This window comes from Pseudomonas sp. OVF7 (assembly GCF_030644265.1).
Classification (GTDB): Bacteria; Pseudomonadota; Gammaproteobacteria; order Pseudomonadales; family Pseudomonadaceae; genus Aquipseudomonas; species Aquipseudomonas gorinensis.
The window spans coordinates 2320812-2339122 of record NZ_CP128996.1; the positions used below are offsets into that span (position 1 = coordinate 2320812).

Below are 18311 nucleotides of genomic sequence, written 5' to 3' on the forward strand. Positions count from 1 at the left end.
ACCGTCGATGTGCCCCTGCGGCATTCACGGAACGGAATGCCAAAGCTACCGGCGTGGGTCACCGGTGGCTTTGGCCTTGCCGTGGATCACGGCACCCCCATCACGAGTACGCCGCTGCCACTGATGGCTCCAGCGGCAGGCAGCGACCCGGCCCGCCGAACGAGCGTAAACGTCACATCGTCCCCGCCCACGCTGTTGGTAATACGGGTCAGGAACGAACCACCGACTTGCACCGCAGAACCGCCACGAACCAGGGCAGTGCCCACGTCCGCATTGGTCATCCTGAGAAGCCGTGTATCAAACGCCGATGGGGTGCCTTTGTAGCTGATGGTGATCGGTGTGTTGATGCCGCCATCCGGGCATGAATAGGTGAGCCGACGGTCTCTGCGAATGGTGGTTGTCAGTGGGTCGGTGCCGATTGCGCGCTGGTGGACGTTGCCGAAGTCTATGTCGATTGGATTGTTATTGTTGATCGTGCACGTGGATGGGGAGACGGTGAAGTTGTTGGCAGCGTTGTACGTAATGTTGATCCTGCCTGTGCTTGAGTTGTAGTTATTGGTGACAGTGAGATGCAGGCGTCCGAGATTATCGCCTATTCGAATATCGAGCGGATTGGACGGACTGTTGCGCACCAGAATATAAGGCGTGATATCGATCGGATAACCCGTAATGTTGTCAGGCAGCGTAGTGACCCGTATTCCATTCGGGATAGGGATATTTCGGTACGCTCCATTGATTCGTAAACCGGCCCCTTCGCCGCTGAATTTGATGCCCGGTATCCAGGGCGTCCCCGTTGAACTGCCCGTTGACCAGTAGTCCTGTCGTGAAGACGGGCTTTGCGAGCCTCGGGAAAATCTGCATTCAAGCCGTGCACCTTCCAACATGATCCTCGTACGATCTGCGGCCAGGGTAACTGTAACCGGGACCTGCAGGGGGAGTTCCCCGTCTATCACCCGCCACGATCCGCCATTCACACGGCATTCAGCAGCCTTCACGCTGGTAGCCCCCGCCATAAACATAAGGAGCACCGTAGTTCCACAGAGTCGTTTCATTTTGACCTCTCGTTGTTTCTATACTCAAACGCCGTCCATGGAACATCTGTCCGGGCTTTAAGCAGCCCGGAAGGGATTTGAAGTTTGACGAAGGCTGTTTTCAGCCTATGAATGAAGGCTCACAAGTGCGCAAGCCAAGCGTAAAAACACCTGACCTCATCGTGGCTCACGGCACCCCCATCACGAGTACGCCGGTGCCACTTATGGCTCCAGCGGCAGGCAGCGACCCGGCTCGCCGAACGAGCGTAAACGTCACATCGTCACCGCCCCCGCTGTTGGTAATACGGGTCAGGAACGAACCGCCGACCTGCACCGCAGAACCGCCACGAACCAGGGCAGTGCCCACGTCCGGATTGCTCATCCTGAGGAGCCGTGTATCAAACGCCGATGGGGTGCCTTTGTAGCTGATGGTGATCGGTGTGTTGATGCCGCCATCCGGGCATGAGTAGGTGAGCCGGCGGTCCCTGCGAATGGTGGTTGTCAGTGGGTCGGTGCCGATTGCGCGCTGGTGGACGTTGCCGAAGTCTATGTCGATTGGATTGTTATTGTTGATCGTGCAGGTGGATGGGGAGATTGAGAAGTTGTTGGCGGCGGTGTACGTGACCGAGAGCCCCCTCCACGCAGAGTCATAATTGTTTGTCTGGAGAAGTCGCAACGTTCCAAGGACATCCCCTATGCGAACGTCGATAGGGTTAGTCGGGTTGTTTCGTATCAAAATATAGGGCGTTACATCGATGGGATAAGCCGCCCCGTTATTGGGCAAGGTCGACACCCGAATGTTATAGGGGACAGGGGTGTTGTAGTACGCACCGTTTATTCGTAAGCCGGTGCCTTGGTTGATGAATTTTGGGCCGGGTGTCCAGGGGGGCCCTGCTTGTGCCGACGTTGACCAATAATCCGTTCGCCCAGGTTGAGGCTGACCGGGCGTGAATCGACACTCCAACCTCACACCTTCAAGGATAATACGGGTAGTGTCCGAGCCCAATCGAACGGTGACGGGGACCTGCAGGGGGAGAGTCCCGTCTATCCCTATCCACGGTCCGCCATTCACCCGGCAATCAGCGGCCCTCACGGCAGTAGCCCCGGTCATCAGGACGAGAAGTACAATGGCACTATATAGCTGTTTCATTTCGATATCTCGTTGCGCTTCTACCCAGACACCGCCTGACAGTTCGCCCATCAGAACTGTCCAGCAGAGATTTGAAGTTTGCCCAAGGTCGTTTTCAGCTCTTGAATGACGCTTCACACCTACGGATAGTCCAGGGTAAAAGTCGAGGTCACCCGGTACGCACCATGCCCGATGGTTTGATCCCTGATGGCCTTAGGCTCGCCCTGCACATAGGCCTTGAGTTCAATCACGTTGCTGCCATTACTCAGCCGGTGTTCGTCACTGACGGTGTTCAGGGGCAAAGGCTTGTTGCTCGGCGTCTCTAAACCGATCCCGATACCGGAGGCACCACTTCCACCATCCAGCGCGAACAATCCGGGGAGCTCGGCGTTTTCCCTGCCGCCGAACGTGATGGTGACCGTGTTGCCAATCGTGGTGTCACAGTCCTCCAGGTGCAGCTTGAACCCCCTGCCCTGTGTACGTGTGTTGATATAAAGGTGCTTGCTGGTAACGTCCCAGAGTTCCAGCGTGATGGCCTCATCACCCGGACGGATCGTGCAGGCCTCTTCAACCAGATTGCCCTTGAACCTCAGGTTGTCCGCCGCATGCCCCTGGGGCATCAGGCCCAAGGTCAGCAGTAATACCAGCCCGGCACATGGCCAAGCCCTATGAACGCGTTCATGTCCCATGGACTCAGCTCCTACTCGTATTCAGCCAATAGCGTGGCCACCGCGGCAAACCTTGCGGGAAGCAGGGTCGCGCCGGGCTGTTTGACAGGCACCACTTCCAATACCGGCGGTGACGACAGGCTGATATCCAATGGCGTATTGAGTTGAAATGGCAGGTTGTTCTGATAAATCCGAATGCCCAACGCCGGCACACTGGTCTGCACCGCTGAGCGGTCATAAGCCGTTGCCGTACCGTTGACACTCAGCTTCAGTTGCCAGGGAAGCGTGTCGGCGCCACAGCTGATGGTGTAACCCACCCCTCTGCGGTATTTCACCCCGTCGACCCGCTTTATTCCGACATCGCCAAAATCGACTTCAATCGTGTTGCCCGCATCAATCGTGCACGGCGGGGGCTCATTCAGCGTTCCGCTGAACGTCAGGTTGGCCGATGCACCACTGCAAAGGCCGAGCGACCACAAGGCGAGCAACGCTCGCTGCTGCCAACATGTCATTGATCGTTTCTCTTCATTGGTAATCGACCACAAGAGTGGCAGCCGCATCGAATGCCCCTCCCGTCAGTTTGCTGCCCGCGCGTTTGACGGGGACCGCCTGCACGACCGGAACGTTGGGGTAGGTAAAGTTCACGGCGGTATTCAGCGGCCAGTCAGCGCCGTTGACGAACAGCTTGACCCCCAAGTCCGCCTTGCGGGTCACGAGCACACGATTGTCGAACGCAGCCCCGGTGCCCTTGAGCTCCAGCGTCAACGCGTTGCTGAAGGGCGAGTCGCACCTGACGGTGTAAGGCACATTCCGGCGATAGTTCACGCCGTCGATCCTCGACGTCAGCAGGTCATTGCCAAACGGCACATTGAGCGTACTGCCGCTGTTGATCACACACGGTGGCGGCGCGATGATGGTCGCGCGGATGGTCAAACTGGTGTCAGCTTGCACACCCTGGCTAAGCGCCCATAGCAGCCCAGCACCGATAAGAATGGCCCACGGGCCGGTTGCGGTTGCCATCGTTCTCCCCCTACTCATAATTGAGCCTGAAATCCACCACGGCCCTGAATGCCCCGCTGCTCAGCGGCGCGGGAGTGCGGGTGGGCTGTACATGCCAGGTCTGGGTGTTACCGCCCAGGGGCAAGAACAAAGGTTCGCCCCTTGACCCCAGCTGCACGTCACGCCCCAGTGCATCGGTCAGCCGCAGCCCCATCCCGGTGATACCTTGCACTTTGACCAGCCGGGGGTCATCGGCATCGGCGGGCGCGAGGAACGCCACCGACAGTACGGGTTGAAAGGCACTCCATGTCAGGTTCCCCGTCCGTTCACTGCGGATGCTGCCGGCGGTGCGGTGGCAGTCGGTAAAACGCAGTTGAAATGCCACGGGAGTGGCCTGATCGCCGGGGCGTTGCAACCGGCTGGTCGACACAGCGCCCAGATCAATCGTTTGATGCAGTGATGTCATCTCCAGGCTGCAGGGCGTTTCATGCATGGCCCCGGAGATGTTCAGCATTCCATTCATGCCTTCGACATCATCCGCGGCGTGCACGCCCCCCACAAAGGCCAGCAACAGGCCACCCAAGGCCTTCACAGTGTGCGACTTCATGACGTTCTCCGGCAGCAGGCCCTACTCATTGGGCGTTGAAGCGTGCGCGTTCACTTTGCAAGTGTCGCCACTGCAGGTGAAGGCCAGTAGCGGACGGCCACCGTAATCATTCACGTAGGTCAGGTAAGGGCTCGTGCCGAGTACCTGGGCCGTTGGCCCCAGGTCCAACGAACCTTTGGGCGGGACCATCACGGGTTCGAAGCCCGGCACGGTTTTGCCGTCCTTGGTGCTGCGTGCATCCACGAGGGTCACGTAGTAAGGCGTAGGGTTGTTGACCTGATAACGCTCGCCTGCGCGGGTCAGGATCAGCTTTTCCTGCCAGGGGTTGGACAAGTCTTGCTGGCTGGGCGCAATGGATTGCGGTCGATAGAACAGTTTGATCCGGGTCTGCAGCGCAATTTGCAGGGTATTGGCTTTATCGCTGCGCGGTGGAATCTCCCTCAGGTTGAAGTAGAACACCGTCTCCCGATCCTGGGGCAGCGACTTGGCCGCGGGTAACGCCTGAACTTTCACCTGGCTTTGTTTGCCGGGCTCCAAACGTTGAACCGGCGGCAGGACGATCAGGGGCGTGGTGATTTTCTTGCCCTCTTCATCCTCGATCCAGCCCTGGGCCAGATACGGCAGCTGCGTGTTGTTATTGGTGATGTTCACGCTGGTGGCATCTTTGCCACCATCAAAAATCACTCGGGTACGATCCAGGCCGACAGCGGCATGGGCGCTCTGGCTCAAGCCCAGGGCCAGCAGCGTGAAAGCCTGGCGTGTGAGGCGCGTATTCAGCATCATGAGGATGTGTTCTCCGTATGGATGTGCTTCCCGGTCAGGTCCGCGGGTTCGGGCAAGGATTGATCAGCGGCGACCATGCGGCAGCCCAGTTGCAGGGCATCGGTCAAGCCATCAGCCGGTAGAACGACCGGGAGCGTGAGGACGCATCGCTCGGCCCCTGCCCAACTGACAGTCATCTGCTCGCCGGCCTGAATACCGCTGAGGTAGACATTGCCGCCGTCGTTCACAATCCCGGTGTCTTGCTGCTTTGTGTTTTTCACGGTCGCGCCGAAGGGCGGTGAACTGCCATCAGGCAGGCGAAGCACTGCCATGGCTTTTGCACCGGAAATCACGTCCAGGGATCGATAACCGATAGCTCCTTCGGTGAGCGTCAGTTGCGTGACCGACTGAGTGGCTTCGACCGTGTTGGGCAAACGCTCCAGGTCGATACTGGCCGCCGTACGCTGATAGCTGCCGATATCGGAGATGACCGCCTTGCCAAACGCATTGCTACGGGTCGGCGTGCCGTAACCCCGCACAGGCACATCGGGTACCCCGGCGGTATCGACCATCAGGCGTGTTCCTCCCGTACTGTTGGTACGATGGAGGGCCGCACCGTAAGGCGTGAGCGTGCCGCCGCCGCGCGCGGACATACCGATGCTGCTTTTATTGCCTTCTTGTGTACTGACGCTGAGATCGATGTCGGCCTGGTCGCCAATATGGCTCAGGTAGCCACTGGCGGCGTTGTCGCTTGCGCTGAGCTGGTAGCTGTTACGCTCATCGAGGCGATCACTGTAGCGCGTTGAAAAGTTGTTCTTGCCGGCAATCCTGTTAGCGTCCAGCGACAGCGTGCCGGAGGGACCCAATGGCAGGCTGACCGTCAGCGCCATGCCATTATCCTTATAGTTATATTCCTGGGTGCGGAACATATTCAGGGACATGTTCATGTTCTTGACGCTCCCCACATTAAAATAACGTGACGCCGACAAGTTCCAGCGATGAGTGGCCGGGCGCGACCAATAAGTCTGTTTGTTGTAACTGGCATACACAGTCGCGCCCAAGTCGCGAAACTGCTTATTGATCGTCGCGGTATAAAGTGCCTTGCTACCGCCAATAGGTTTCCAACTTCCGTTGTACTCCCCATACTCATTGAGCCCCGCGCGCTCGCCATTCCTGCCGTAATGACGGGCATCAAGGTATTCACTCATGCTCAAATAGTTTTTCTCGGAAAAGCGGTACCCGGCAAAGGTGATCTGGCTGTCGTATTGCTCAAAGTTCTTCGAGTATTGAAGCCGGTACGATTTGCCGGAGAGTGTCTCGTTCCACACACGGGCGTGGGACTGAGTCGCATCCAGCGATATGGCGCCGAACGCCAACAGGTCACGACCGACCCCGCCCGATACCGCATGGTAGTTGTTATCGGTGATACCGCCGCCATACAGAGACCAGCCGTTGCTGATCCCCCAGGAAAACTCGCCGCTGCCGAAGAAATTGCCATCGGCCCCGTACTGAAGATTGGACGGGCGTCCACTCGCCAACTTATAACGAATGTGTCCCGGACGCGTCAGGTAAGGAACGCCTGCCGTATCAAGTTGAAAGGTATGTACCGAACCGTCCTGCTCTTCCACGCGCACATCCAACCTGCCGCTGACTGCGTCGTGAAGGTCCTGGATACGGAAAGGTCCTGCCGCCACCAGCGTTTCATACAGCACACGCCCCTGCTGGCTGATGATGACCTTTGCATTGGTTTTGGCCACGCCGACCACTTCAGGCGCATAACCTCGCAAGTTCGGCGGTAGCTGGCTTTCATCCGAATTGAGCGCGGCACCGGTAAAGCGGAAGCTGTCGAACAGGTCCGAATACAGGTAGTCCTCCCCCACCACCAGTCGTGCCTTCAACTCGGGAATGGCGCGATACGCGTAGTAACGACTCCACTCCAGCTTCGGTTGGCTGGACGCGCGCTCGCGGTCTTTGTCGACACGTCCCTGCCAATCCGCCCTCAGACGCCAAGCCCCGGCATTGGCCCCCAATGTTCCGTTACCGCTGACGTTATGGCGAACCCTGTCATTCTTCTCGTGGTTGGATTGTGCGGTCACGTTGTAGTCAACCAGCAACCCCGGCACCCCGTCATCCCAACGCGAGGGCGGATCCCAGTTGATGGCGCTGTACTCAAGGTAAGCTTGGGGCAGGTTGATATTCAGCGTGGAGCTCGCCAGATCGCCACTGACTTCCATGCCCGGCAGCCCCTGAATATCCAGGCATTCGCCGCCTTTCCACCACGTCAGCGGGGCGGCGCCAGACTCTTTGAGGCCCAGTTGCCCCACCAGATCGGGCGATAAGCACGCCTGGCTGCCCTTGGGATCATCGTCAGGGGGATAAAACGCCACCGACTGCTCAGCGATAGGCTGGCTATTGACCTGTACAACCATCGAGTAGGTGCCCGGCAGAATAAACCCGCTACGCGCAAACTGAGACAAGTCAATATTGGTGCGATCACTGAGATCAAGAACATCGGTATTGAACTCGATATCACCGGCCGCTACTACAGTGCCTGCCAGGGACATCAACCCGCCAAAGAGACTCGGGCGGAGGTTATTTTTGATCTTCGACGCATTCAACATGAAAGCAACCCATCACTGTTCAAAAGTAGTCCAACTTGAATCGCACCGCGGCACTGTGAGCACCAGGCATCAGCGGCAGTCCGTTTCCGACCAGGCGAAGCGTGTAGTGAAGTGTCATGTCACCTTCCGCCAACGGAAGCAGAGCCATCGGCTCGCCCGGAACACTCTCTTGGCCAGCCGCATCCCAGATATGAATGGCAATCCCCTGTGAATCACCGAGGGCGGCAAACGAGCGCCCGTTTCTATCGCGAGGACCGTCGAACGTGACTTGCAGGTGCTGCCAATCAGGCAGCGTTGCCCCCGGACGCGACGGGTCAGGTCGAGTCAATGAGCAGTTGACCAGGCGTAGCTGGAAGGGGTGGGGGGCTCCTATCGTGTTCCGCAAGAGCCGGCCAATGGGCTCGGGCGTCATCTCGATGGATTGATCGACACTGGCCAGTTCCAGCCCGCACGCTGAGTCGATGACCTCTCCACCGAGTGTGACGACTCCAGCACCTTGTGCAGGTGCCTGCGCGAAAACCAAAGGGCTGATGAACATCGCCAATGAAGAGGTGATAGCGAGGTTTATGAATGTTTTCACCGTTATCTCCCGCCAGTGTCCCCCGCCACCTGAGTGGCGGGGGAACAACTTACTGATAAGCCAAGGTGAAGTTGGTTACCGCACTGAAACTACCCGGGATGATCGGATCCGTAGCGGCGCCTTGTACGTAGGCCCCGAACTCCAGGGTGTTGTCACCGACGCCAATGGCCTGCGGCGTTGTAGGGACGCCCAGTTCGATGAGTTTGCCGCCATGGGTCATCATGACGCCCACACCGCCCGCGCCACCCACAGTGCCGATTGCGCCCGGCACGGCACTGGACGGTGCCCCGGTGAAGGTGGTGGTCACCGTCTTATCCGTAAGGCCGGTCAAGTCGCAGCCTTCAAGTTCAATACGCACAGGCCGGGCAGTAGATTTCCCTCCCGACTGCAACTGATGCTTTGCGATCGCCCCCAGTTGAACGGTCTGATCCACCGAGTCAGGTTTGATCGAACAGGCGCCCGAGTGGACCGAACCGATGAACGTCACTGTTCCATCTGCGGCGTGAGCAACGGAGGTCGCCCCTACCAACAAGCCAATAGACAACAGCGCAGTTTTCATTTTGGTTTTCATTTGCCAATACTCACACATCAATGAACGTCATAAGGAAACCCTGCCGAAGTAGTGCGCAGGACTTATCAAACAAGCGCCGAACAGGTGTCTGTATCTGATTCCCTCTTGGTAAAAGTGCGATTCATGCAATAGCACGCAAAACTACTTTTCCAATTATTTGTATTGCAAATCAGGACACGCTCAAGGCCAGGAAAGCTTCTATTACAATTGGATTTATGTAAGCCGTACGTTTCTCATCATTGCGTAGCCCCGCAACACCAAGAGAAGTAGGAAAATTAACGAACACGATCAAATCATCAAAATAAACTGTAAGAAACAGCCTACTCGAAGATTAATCTGAATGACTTGCAGAACGAATATGTAAGAAAGTTCTCACCAAGATAAAAAAAACACGGGCGTTGACGGTATTAATTGCCTTTAAGCGTTAAATAATTAACACCCCTCCCAAGACCACCTGCGGGTAGCCCTTGGACAGATAACAAGATATATCTCAAGTTATATATTGATACACACAGAGGTGCTTGCCCGGCGACCTTAAGCTGCTGCTGCCGGCATTGATCGTCGAACAGCCGTGTCATGGCTATGAGCTGATTTGTCAGATCGAAAGCCTGTTCGATGGCGCGTACACCCCCAGCTCAGGCGTGATCTACCCGACGCTGACTTTTCTGGAGGAAAGCGATTTGATCCAGGGCGATGCAAGCGTTCTTCAAGGCCGTCGGTTACTGGCGTGCCGAAGGCACTGAAGAAGAATGAGTCAGGACCGGGGCTTGATGACTTTGTCCAGCCCCACCAGGCCCAGGGCGATTGCCACGAACCCCGCCAGGATCCCCCCCGCGTTCACAAAGACCTGTGGATAACCGAGGGTGCTCACATCGATGAACGGGTACTGATATTGCCCGAGCAGGTCACCGCGCAGCAGCGCATAGGCGAAGTACACCAACGGGTAGACCACCCATGCGCCGATGTGCCTGACGCGCAAGCTACCCTTGGGCACACAGCGCCACCAGTAAATAAAAAACAACACCGGCATCACGTCATGCAGCAATTCGTCGGCGATGAATTGGAAGCCCGTGGGGCTCCACAAATGCCGCAGCAGCAGGTTGTACGCCAGGCTTACCACGATGATGCTCGCGGCAATCGCGCTGCTGATCCTGGGTGAATGGAAAAACCGCTTCGCGGCAGACTCGCGGTTGACCAGCGCATAGCTCAGCACCACGACTACCAGGGTGTTGGTGAGCACAGTGAAGAAACTGAAAAAGTTGATCAACCCGCCCAACAGGCTGGCACCGGCTTGCCAGCGCGAATAGAAAATCAGGTACTGCTGAATCGCCAACCCTGTCCAACCGGCCAGCGCCGCTGCCGCCACATACCGCTTCATGTCATCAGTCCAGCGGGCGTTTGGTGCGCATCAACTTGACGTACAACCCTTCGACTTTTTCGCGCGCCCAGGGGGTCTTGCGCAGGAAGGTGAGGCTGGACTTGATGCTCGGGTCGCTCTTGAAGCAGCGGATATCAATGCGCTCGGCGAGGCCCGCCCATTCGTAATGTTCCACCAGGGTGGTGAGGACGTGCTGAAGGGTCACGCCGTGGAGGGGGTCGTTGCTTGTCGCGGTCATGCCGGGCCTTTTGCAAAAAGAGGAAACACAGCCGCGCACCTTAGCCGACGGGGCGTACAGGTGGAAGCACCGCATTGAATATAGCCCCTGGGAAAAAGTTCCCCTTTTCAGCCAAAAAAGAGATGTTATATTGTAACAACAATTACCAAAATCCAGCCTTTCACTACCGTTTCAGCCTTCTCTTTTTTGCTGTTTTGCCAAGGAATGTATGATGTCCCGCTCCCCTCTCTGGCGCCTGTCCCCCCTGGCCGCCGCCCTGTTGATCAGCGCCGAAGCCCACGCCCTGGAACTGCCCTCCCAGGTCATCACCGGCAACCCGCTGGGCAACGAACAACTCGCGTCGCCGACCACCGTGCTCGAAGGCGATAACCTGACCCTGCAACAAAAAGGCAGCCTCGGCGAAACCCTGAACAAGCAGCCGGGTGTGTCGTCGTCCTACTTTGGCCCCGGTGCCAGCCGGCCGATCATTCGCGGCCAGGACGGCGACCGCATTCGCCTCCTGCGCAATGGCGTCGGCGCGCTGGACGCGTCGTCACTGTCCTACGACCACGCGGTGCCGCTGGACCCGGTCAATGTCGAGCGCATTGAAATCGTGCGTGGCCCGGCCGCCCTCTTGTATGGCGGCAGCGCCATCGGCGGCGTGGTCAATACCTTTGACAACCGCATCCCCACCGAAGCCATCGAAGGCATCCACGGTGCCGGTGAACTGCGCTACGGTGGCGCCGACACCACGCGCAGCAGCGCCGGCAAACTGGAAGCCGGCAATGGCACCTTCGCCCTGCACCTGGACGCCAACGCGCGGGAATTCAACGACCTGAAAATCCCAGGCTTTGCCCGCAGCCGCCATGCGCCTGAGGCCGAAGATGGCCCCGGTAAAAATGGCCGCCTGGGCAACAGTGACGGGCGCCAGGACGGCGGTGCAGTCGGCGGCTCCTACACCTGGGACGATGGTTACGCCGGGCTGTCCTACAGCAGCTATGACAGTAACTACGGCTCCCCCGCCGAGCAGGACGTGCGCATCCGCATGAAGCAGGATCACTACGCGTTCGCCTCCGAGATGCGCAACCTGCAAGGCCCGTTTACCTCGGTGAAACTCGACGCCGGCTACACCGACTACGAACACCGCGAAATCGAAGGCGGTGAAACCGGCACGATTTTCAAGAACAAGGGCTATGAAGCGCGGGTTGAAGCGCGCCACCAGCCAATCGGCCCGTTCGACGGCGTGGTCGGCGCGCAAGTGACTCGCAATGAGTTCTCGGCCCTGGGTGAAGAAGCCTTCGTGCCGCAAACCGACACCAACGCTGGCGCGCTGTTTATCCTTGAGGACATGCAGGCCACCGAACGCCTGAAACTCAGCCTCGGCGGGCGCCTGGAACACACCCGTGTGGACCCGGACGCCAAAGGCAACGCGCGCTTCGCCAATGCCGACAAGGCCAATGACTTCACCGCCGGCAGCCTGTCGTCCGGGGCGGTCTACACCCTCACACCCGTCTGGTCCGTGGCCGCGACCCTGGGCTACACCGAACGCGCACCGACATTCTATGAGCTGTACGCCAATGGCGCCCACGTCGCCACCGGCACCTACGAACTGGGCGATGCCAACCTGAAGAAAGAAAAAGCGGTGTCCAGCGACCTGGCGCTGCGCTTTGACAATGGCACCCACAAGGGCAGCTTCGGTGTGTTCTACAGCCGCTTTTCCAACTACATCGGGCTGCTGGGAACGGGTCGTACGCTAAACGACGAAGGCGAAGAAGACGCAAGCGGCATCCCTGAGTATGAATACTCCGGCGTGCGCGCCCGTTTCGCCGGCTTCGAAGCCCAGGATCACTGGAAGCTCGGCGAAAGCGCCTACGGTAAGTTCGCGCTGGAACTGTCGGGCGACTACACCCGCGCCACCAACCTCGACACCGGCGAAGCCTTGCCGCGTATTGCACCGCTGCGCTTGAACAGCGGCCTGCTATGGGAACTGGACCGCTGGCAGGCGCGCATCGACGTGGAACATGCCGCAGGCCAAGGCCGTGTGCCAGATAACGAAAGCGGCACCGATGGCTACACCACCCTGGGCGCCAGCGCGGGGTATCGCTTCAATGTGGGAGGCAGCCAGTGGCTGGCGTTCGTCAACGGTGAGAACCTGACCAACCAGACCGTGCGGTACGCCAGCTCGATCCTGCGTGATATCGCACCGGCACCGGGGCGTAGCGTGCAATTCGGCATACGCACCACCTTCTAAAAAAACCCGCGAATCCTACCTGTGGGAGCTGGCGAGCCGGCCTGGTGTGGCAAGCGGATTTGTTGTGGCGAGCGGGCTTGTTGTGGCGAGCGGGCTTGTTGTGGCGAGCGGGCTTGCCCCGCGTTGGGCTGCGCAGCAGCCCCAAAACCAGGCAACGCGGTGTGTCAGTTAAAAACACATTGCCTGTAATGGGGCCGCTTCGCGCCCCAACGCGGGGCAAGCCCGCTCGCCACAACAAGTCCGCTCGCCACAGGCCAGCCCGCTCGCCACAGTTACGGTGTTCTGCCTTAACTGAACGGCATTCGGGCTTGCCACAATCACTGTTACCGAATCGGAAATGATGCATCTTGCGATTTGCGCTTTCTCTCGGCGCGTCCTCCCATTATCCTTGCCGCAATAAACTGAAACGTTTCACTCTCCGGTCGACCCCATCTTGCCGAATTCCCCTCGCAACAGAGACAGCGCTGTCTTGCACCGACCTGCGCCTGGGTATAAATCGCCCGCCTGTGGATAACCCAGTTATCCACAGAAAAACCCGAATGAACGCTGAACCAAGCCCGCGCCGAATCGTCATCTACAGTGAAGCACGGGGTTACATAATTCCAACGTAACGGAGAAACACAACTATGAGCACTGACGGTGCCTCAAGTCCAAGTCGCCTGCTGCCCAGGCTGCTTGGAGTCTTGCTGCTGATCATGGGCCTGGCCTTGCTGGCCGGGGGTATCAAGCTGACGATGCTCGGCGGGTCGCTGTACTACCTGCTGGCCGGTATCGGCATCACCTTGACCGGCCTCTTGCTGCTGGCCACCCGCCGCGCTGCGCTGGGCCTGTACGCACTGGTGCTGCTCGCCAGCACCGTGTGGGCACTTTGGGAAGTCGGCCTGGACTGGTGGCAACTGGTGCCGCGCCTGGCACTGCTGTTCGCCCTGGGTATCGTCATGTTGCTCCCATGGTTTCGCCGTCCGTTGCTGCGTGGCCAACCGGCCCCGCTGGGTACCGGCGCGCTGAGCGTGGCCGTGGTACTGGCGGGCGCCGCAGCCATCGCCAGCCAGTTCACCAACCCCGGTGAGATCAAAGGCCAGTTGGACCGCGACGCGGTACCGGGCATGGCCAGTGCGGCACCGGCCCAGGCCGATGGCGACTGGAACTCCTACGGTCGTTCCGCCTATGGCGATCGCTACTCGCCCCTGGCGCAGATCACAGCGGAAAACGCCCATAAGCTGGTCCCGGCGTGGACCTACCGCACCGGCGACATCCCCGGCCCGAACGACCCGGGTGAGACCACGGCGGAAAACACCCCGCTGAAAGTCAACGGCATGCTCTACGTATGCACCCCGCACAGCCAAGTCATCGCCCTCGACCCGGATACCGGCAAGGAAATCTGGCGTTTCGATCCGAAGATCAGCACCGAAGGTGCCGAGAACTTCAAGGGTTGGGCGCACATGACCTGCCGTGGCGTGTCGTATCACGATGACGCCGTCTACGCGTCCGAGCAGAGCCCCACCGGCAGCGCCAGCCCCGCCGTCGCGCCGAATGCCTGCCCGAAACGCATCTTCGTACCGACGGCCGACACACGCCTGATCGCCCTGAACGCCGACACCGGCAAGATGTGCGAAGACTTCGGTGACAAAGGCCAGGTCGACCTGCGTGCCAATATCGGCAGCTTCGCCCCAGGCGGTTACTACTCCACGTCGCCACCGGCCGTGACCAAGAACCTGGTGGTGATCGGCGGCCACGTCACCGACAACGTCTCCACCGACGAACCCAGCGGCGTGATCCGCGCGTTCGACGTGCACACCGGCAAGCTGGTGTGGAACTGGGACAGCGGCAACCCCGACGACACCACGCCGCTGGCCGAGGGCAAGACCTACACCCGCAACTCGCCGAACATGTGGTCCATGTTCGCCGTGGATGAAAAGCTCGGCATGCTCTACCTGCCGATGGGCAACCAGATGCCTGACCAATACGGCGGCGACCGTACCGAAGACTCGGAAAAATACAGCGCCGGCCTGACAGCCCTGGACATCGACAGCGGCCATGTGAAGTGGACCTTCCAGTTCACCCACCATGACCTGTGGGACATGGACGTGGGCGGCCAGCCTTCGCTGATCGACATCAAGACCGCTGAAGGCGTGAAGCAAGCGGTGATGGCGTCGACCAAGCAAGGCAGCATCTACGTCCTGGACCGCGCAACCGGCCAGCCGGTGGTGCCGATCCACGAAGTGGCAGTGCCGCAAGGCGCAGTCGCTGGCGACCATACCTCGCCGACCCAACCGAAGTCCGACCTGAACTTCATGCCACCGCCGCTCAAAGAGCGCGACATGTGGGGCGTGACACCGTTCGACCAACTGCTGTGCCGTATCGACTTCAAGTCCCTGCGCTACGACGGGGCTTTCACTCCGCCATCGCTGCAAGGTTCGATCGTGTACCCAGGTAACTTCGGCGTGTTCGACTGGGGTGGCATTTCCGTCGACCCGGTACGCCAGATTGCCTTCGTGAACCCAAGCTACATGGCGTTCAAATCGAAACTGATCCCGGCCGCCGATATCGCCAAGCAAGGCCCGCGCATCAGCGAAACCCAAGGCGTACAGCCGAACAAAGGCGCGCCCTACGGCGTGATCCTCGAAGCCATGCTGTCGCCCATGGGCCTGCCGTGCCAGGCACCGGCGTGGGGATATGTGGCAGCGGTCGACCTGACCACCCACAAAACCATCTGGATGCACAAGAACGGTACCGTGCGCGACAGCTCGCCCGTGCCAATCCCCCTGACCATGGGCGTGCCTAGCCTGGGCGGCACCTTCACCACCGCCGGTGGCGTGGCGTTCCTCAGCGGTACCCTCGACCAGTACCTGCGTGCCTATGACGTGAAAAACGGCAAGCAACTGTGGGAAGGTCGCCTGCCAGCCGGCGCGCAAACCACCCCGATGACCTACACCGGCAAGGACGGCAAGCAATACGTGCTGGTCATGGCCGGCGGTCACGGTTCCCTGGGCACCAAGCAGGGTGACTACGTGATGGCGTTCAAACTGCCGGATTAAGCTGTATCGGCGGCAAACCAAGGCGGCTACCCTCACAGGTAGCCGCCTTTTTCATGAGCGAAGAAAATCAAAATATGGGAGAGGCGGTGGACTGCACCCGTCGTTATAGCGGTACCCGCTCGCGCCGCATCCACATCTCGAACGCCATGGCACTGAGGGGCCGGCTGATCAGATAGCCCTGGGCAGTGTCGCAATGCCACAGTTTGAGCAGCTTGAGGCTCGGCTCGAACTCCACCCCTTCGGCCACCACCTTGAGCCCCAGGTTGTGGCTCATTTCGATGGTGGAACGCACGATCACCCCATCGCCACTGGTGCTGTCGAGGTTGCGTACAAAGGACTGGTCGATTTTCAACTCCTGCACCGGCAGGCGCTGCAATTGCGCCAACGACGAATAACCGGTGCCGAAGTCATCCACCGACAGGCTGATGCCGCAACCACGCAACCGGTCCAGCACACTGAGGGCCTGTTGCGGGTTGTGCATGATCGCGCTTTCGGTGATCTCGAAAATCAACTGCTGGGCCAATACGCCGTATTGCAGCAGCAAGGTGGTGACTCGAGTGGCCAGGTCATCATCGCCCAGATCATCCACCGAAATATTCACCGACAGCTGGATCGATATACCGCGCTGTGCCCATTCACCCACCTGGCGGATGGCTTCTTCGATCACCCACTGGGTCAGGCCGCGCATGCTGCCGGTGCGCTCGGCCAAGGGGATGAATTCGGCCGGAGACACCAGGCCCAGGCTCGGGTGCTGCCAACGCAGCAGGGCTTCGGCCTGGCGCACATCGCCCTGTTTGAGATCGAGCTTGGGCTGGTAGCAGAGGAACAGTTCGCCTTCGACGGCGGCCCGGCGCAAGTCGCGGATCAAGGTGATCTGACGTTGGTGCGCAAGGTCGCGGTCCTGCTGGTAGATCTGCAGGTAGCCTGGCAGCGCTGCCGCATCGTGACGAGCGATGGCGGCGCGACCGATCAACTCTTCCACCTGCTGGCCATCGGCGGGGTACGCGGCGATACCGATACTGACTTCGTGACGCAGTTCGTCATTGCCGATGCGTTGGGGCTCGGTGAGCAGTGCATACAGCCGGTCGGCGCGGGCCACGGCGCGGTCGATCTCGGTGTTTTCCAGCAGCAGCAGAAATTCGCTGCCGGTGATGCGCGCGGCCGTGTCGCTGGCCAACAGGCTCATGGACAGACAGCGGCTGGCTTCGCGCAGCATTTCCTCGACGCCCTCGGGACCGAAGCCTTCGTTGATCACCCGGTAGTTCTCGATGCCCAGGTACAGCAACACCACCGGCCGCCTTGCACTGATCGCACTGCCCAGGCGCTCCATGGCCAGGGCGCGGTTGGGCAGGCCGGTCAGCGGGTCATGCAAGGCGTTATGCGCCAGTTGCCGCTCGCGCACGGCGATACCGCTTTGCATGGCGTTGAAGGCGCGGGCCAGCAGGCCGAATTCGTCGTGGCTGCGCACCCGCACCGGCGTGCGGTAATCACCGGCACCAATGCGTCCAGCCGCCTCCACCAGCGCATTGAGCGGTCGTGACACACGGCGCGCCAGGAACAGCGCGCCGGCCAATGACACCAGCAGCACCGCCAGGGCAATCCCGAGGAACTGCCGGTCCAGCGGAGCAAAGGACTCCAGCGCATGGTCCAGCGGACTTTGCAGCAGCACGCGCACGTCATCGCCATCGCCGTTATTGGCCAGCGGCAGCACTTGGCTGAGCACGCGTTGCCCGTAAAACAACGTGATCTGTGCGTCACGTTCGAGGTGTGTGTCGCGCAACAGGTTGAACACAGTGGCCTGGTAGGCGTCGGGCTGGGTGCTGAACAGCGTGCCGGGACGGCCGTCCTGCACACTGAGAAACGACACCTCAAGGTTGCTCATGGAGCGCAATTCATGGGCGAACCCTTTGTCCATGGGGAAGCCCATGACCACTCGGGCAATGGGCAGCGGGTCGAGCACTTCATCCTGCACCAGCAGGTAGGGTCGCCCGTCCATGGCCACGATCAACATCTGCAAGCCACTGCGCCGTGCCTGGCGCAACGCCGCATCGTAGGGAAACAGCTGACCGCGACTCAGCAGCGGCAAGGTACTGGCGATCACCTTGCCGTCGAGCCCCAGCACAAACACCTGGCTGGAACGGATACCGCTGCCGTGGCGGCGCACGGCGGCCAGAATCGGTGTGGCCTGGCCCTCGGCCACGGCTTGCTTGAAGGGGCCATCGGCGGTCAGCCAATCCAGCCCGTATTGCAGGCGGCGACCCCGCAGTTCCAGCAGGCGTTCGAAGACCTGGCTGCCGGTCTTCAACTGGACCTGGGCCTGGTTTTCCACAGCCTGGGAGGTGGCGGCCTTGACGGCGAGGTAGGTGGCGCCGACCACCACCAGCAGCAGCAACACCAGCACTCCGGCGATACGAGTTTGAAACGTGTGGCGCCACGCCATTGCCGTGCCCTCTGGCAGC

Annotated in this window: 15 protein-coding genes and 1 pseudogene; 3 read left to right on the forward strand and 13 right to left on the reverse strand. The window is 59.9% G+C overall.

Features of this window, described 5'->3' with window-relative positions:
- Positions 1–86: 86 nt before the first annotated feature.
- The 10 genes from QU606_RS10560 to QU606_RS10605 form a co-directional block, all read right to left on the reverse strand.
- Complete coding sequence (locus QU606_RS10560) at positions 87–1052, reverse strand: fimbrial protein (RefSeq protein WP_304998367.1); 966 nt, start codon at positions 1050–1052, stop codon at positions 87–89.
- Positions 1053–1218: 166 nt separating this feature from the next.
- Positions 1219–2181 (reverse strand): fimbrial protein, encoded by a 963-nt coding sequence (locus tag QU606_RS10565; RefSeq protein WP_304998615.1) that lies wholly within the window; start codon positions 2179–2181, stop codon positions 1219–1221.
- Between the two features lie 119 nt (positions 2182–2300).
- Positions 2301–2849 carry a fimbrial protein gene (locus tag QU606_RS10570; RefSeq protein WP_069075331.1) on the reverse strand — a complete coding sequence of 183 codons (549 nt, stop codon included), beginning with the start codon at positions 2847–2849 and terminating at the stop codon, positions 2301–2303.
- A gap of 11 nt (positions 2850–2860) precedes the next feature.
- Complete coding sequence (locus tag QU606_RS10575; RefSeq protein ID WP_024073653.1) at positions 2861–3340, reverse strand: fimbrial protein; 480 nt, start codon at positions 3338–3340, stop codon at positions 2861–2863.
- Between the two features lie 13 nt (positions 3341–3353).
- Entirely contained in the window at positions 3354–3848 is a 495-nt protein-coding gene (locus QU606_RS10580; RefSeq protein WP_102624606.1) for a fimbrial protein, read from the reverse strand.
- Between the two features lie 10 nt (positions 3849–3858).
- A complete protein-coding gene (locus tag QU606_RS10585; RefSeq protein ID WP_069075330.1) occupies positions 3859–4434 on the reverse strand; it encodes a fimbrial protein in 576 nt (191 codons plus the stop codon).
- A 21-nt stretch (positions 4435–4455) separates the two neighbouring features.
- The gene (locus QU606_RS10590) at positions 4456–5217 is read right to left on the reverse strand and encodes a fimbria/pilus periplasmic chaperone (protein WP_304998369.1); all 762 of its coding nucleotides are present in this window, start codon (positions 5215–5217) and stop codon (positions 4456–4458) included.
- Entirely contained in the window at positions 5214–7817 is a 2604-nt protein-coding gene (locus tag QU606_RS10595; RefSeq protein ID WP_024073649.1) for an outer membrane usher protein, read from the reverse strand. The genes QU606_RS10590 and QU606_RS10595 overlap by 4 nt, the downstream gene beginning before the upstream one ends.
- Before the next feature lie 19 nt (positions 7818–7836).
- A complete protein-coding gene (locus QU606_RS10600; RefSeq protein WP_024073648.1) occupies positions 7837–8397 on the reverse strand; it encodes a fimbrial protein in 561 nt (186 codons plus the stop codon).
- A gap of 49 nt (positions 8398–8446) precedes the next feature.
- The gene (locus QU606_RS10605; RefSeq protein ID WP_041160849.1) at positions 8447–8956 is read right to left on the reverse strand and encodes a fimbrial protein; all 510 of its coding nucleotides are present in this window, start codon (positions 8954–8956) and stop codon (positions 8447–8449) included.
- 533 nt (positions 8957–9489) lie between these two features.
- Between QU606_RS10605 and QU606_RS10610 the strand changes: the two are divergent.
- Positions 9490–9666: pseudogene (locus QU606_RS10610) on the forward strand (PadR family transcriptional regulator); the annotation flags it as partial.
- Positions 9667–9722: 56 nt separating this feature from the next.
- Here QU606_RS10610 and QU606_RS10615 read toward each other — a convergent pair.
- Together QU606_RS10615 and QU606_RS10620 are read right to left on the reverse strand one after the other, a co-directional pair.
- Positions 9723–10346: a Pr6Pr family membrane protein gene (locus QU606_RS10615; RefSeq protein ID WP_024073645.1), complete on the reverse strand. Its 624-nt coding sequence runs from the start codon at positions 10344–10346 to the stop codon at positions 9723–9725.
- A 4-nt stretch (positions 10347–10350) separates the two neighbouring features.
- Positions 10351–10584 carry a VF530 family DNA-binding protein gene (locus QU606_RS10620; protein ID WP_024073644.1) on the reverse strand — a complete coding sequence of 78 codons (234 nt, stop codon included), beginning with the start codon at positions 10582–10584 and terminating at the stop codon, positions 10351–10353.
- A 211-nt stretch (positions 10585–10795) separates the two neighbouring features.
- Here QU606_RS10620 and QU606_RS10625 point away from each other — a divergent pair, with 211 nt between their 5' ends.
- Both QU606_RS10625 and QU606_RS10630 read left to right on the forward strand, forming a co-directional pair.
- Positions 10796–12814 (forward strand): TonB-dependent receptor, encoded by a 2019-nt coding sequence (locus QU606_RS10625; RefSeq protein ID WP_304998370.1) that lies wholly within the window; start codon positions 10796–10798, stop codon positions 12812–12814.
- Positions 12815–13440: 626 nt separating this feature from the next.
- Positions 13441–15852: a glucose/quinate/shikimate family membrane-bound PQQ-dependent dehydrogenase gene (locus QU606_RS10630; protein ID WP_304998371.1), complete on the forward strand. Its 2412-nt coding sequence runs from the start codon at positions 13441–13443 to the stop codon at positions 15850–15852.
- A 103-nt stretch (positions 15853–15955) separates the two neighbouring features.
- On the opposite strand, the gene QU606_RS10635 is transcribed toward QU606_RS10630, so the two are convergent.
- Positions 15956–18292, reverse strand: a complete 2337-nt coding sequence (locus QU606_RS10635; RefSeq protein WP_304998372.1) for a bifunctional diguanylate cyclase/phosphodiesterase — start codon at positions 18290–18292, stop codon at positions 15956–15958.
- Positions 18293–18311: the final 19 nt, after the last annotated feature.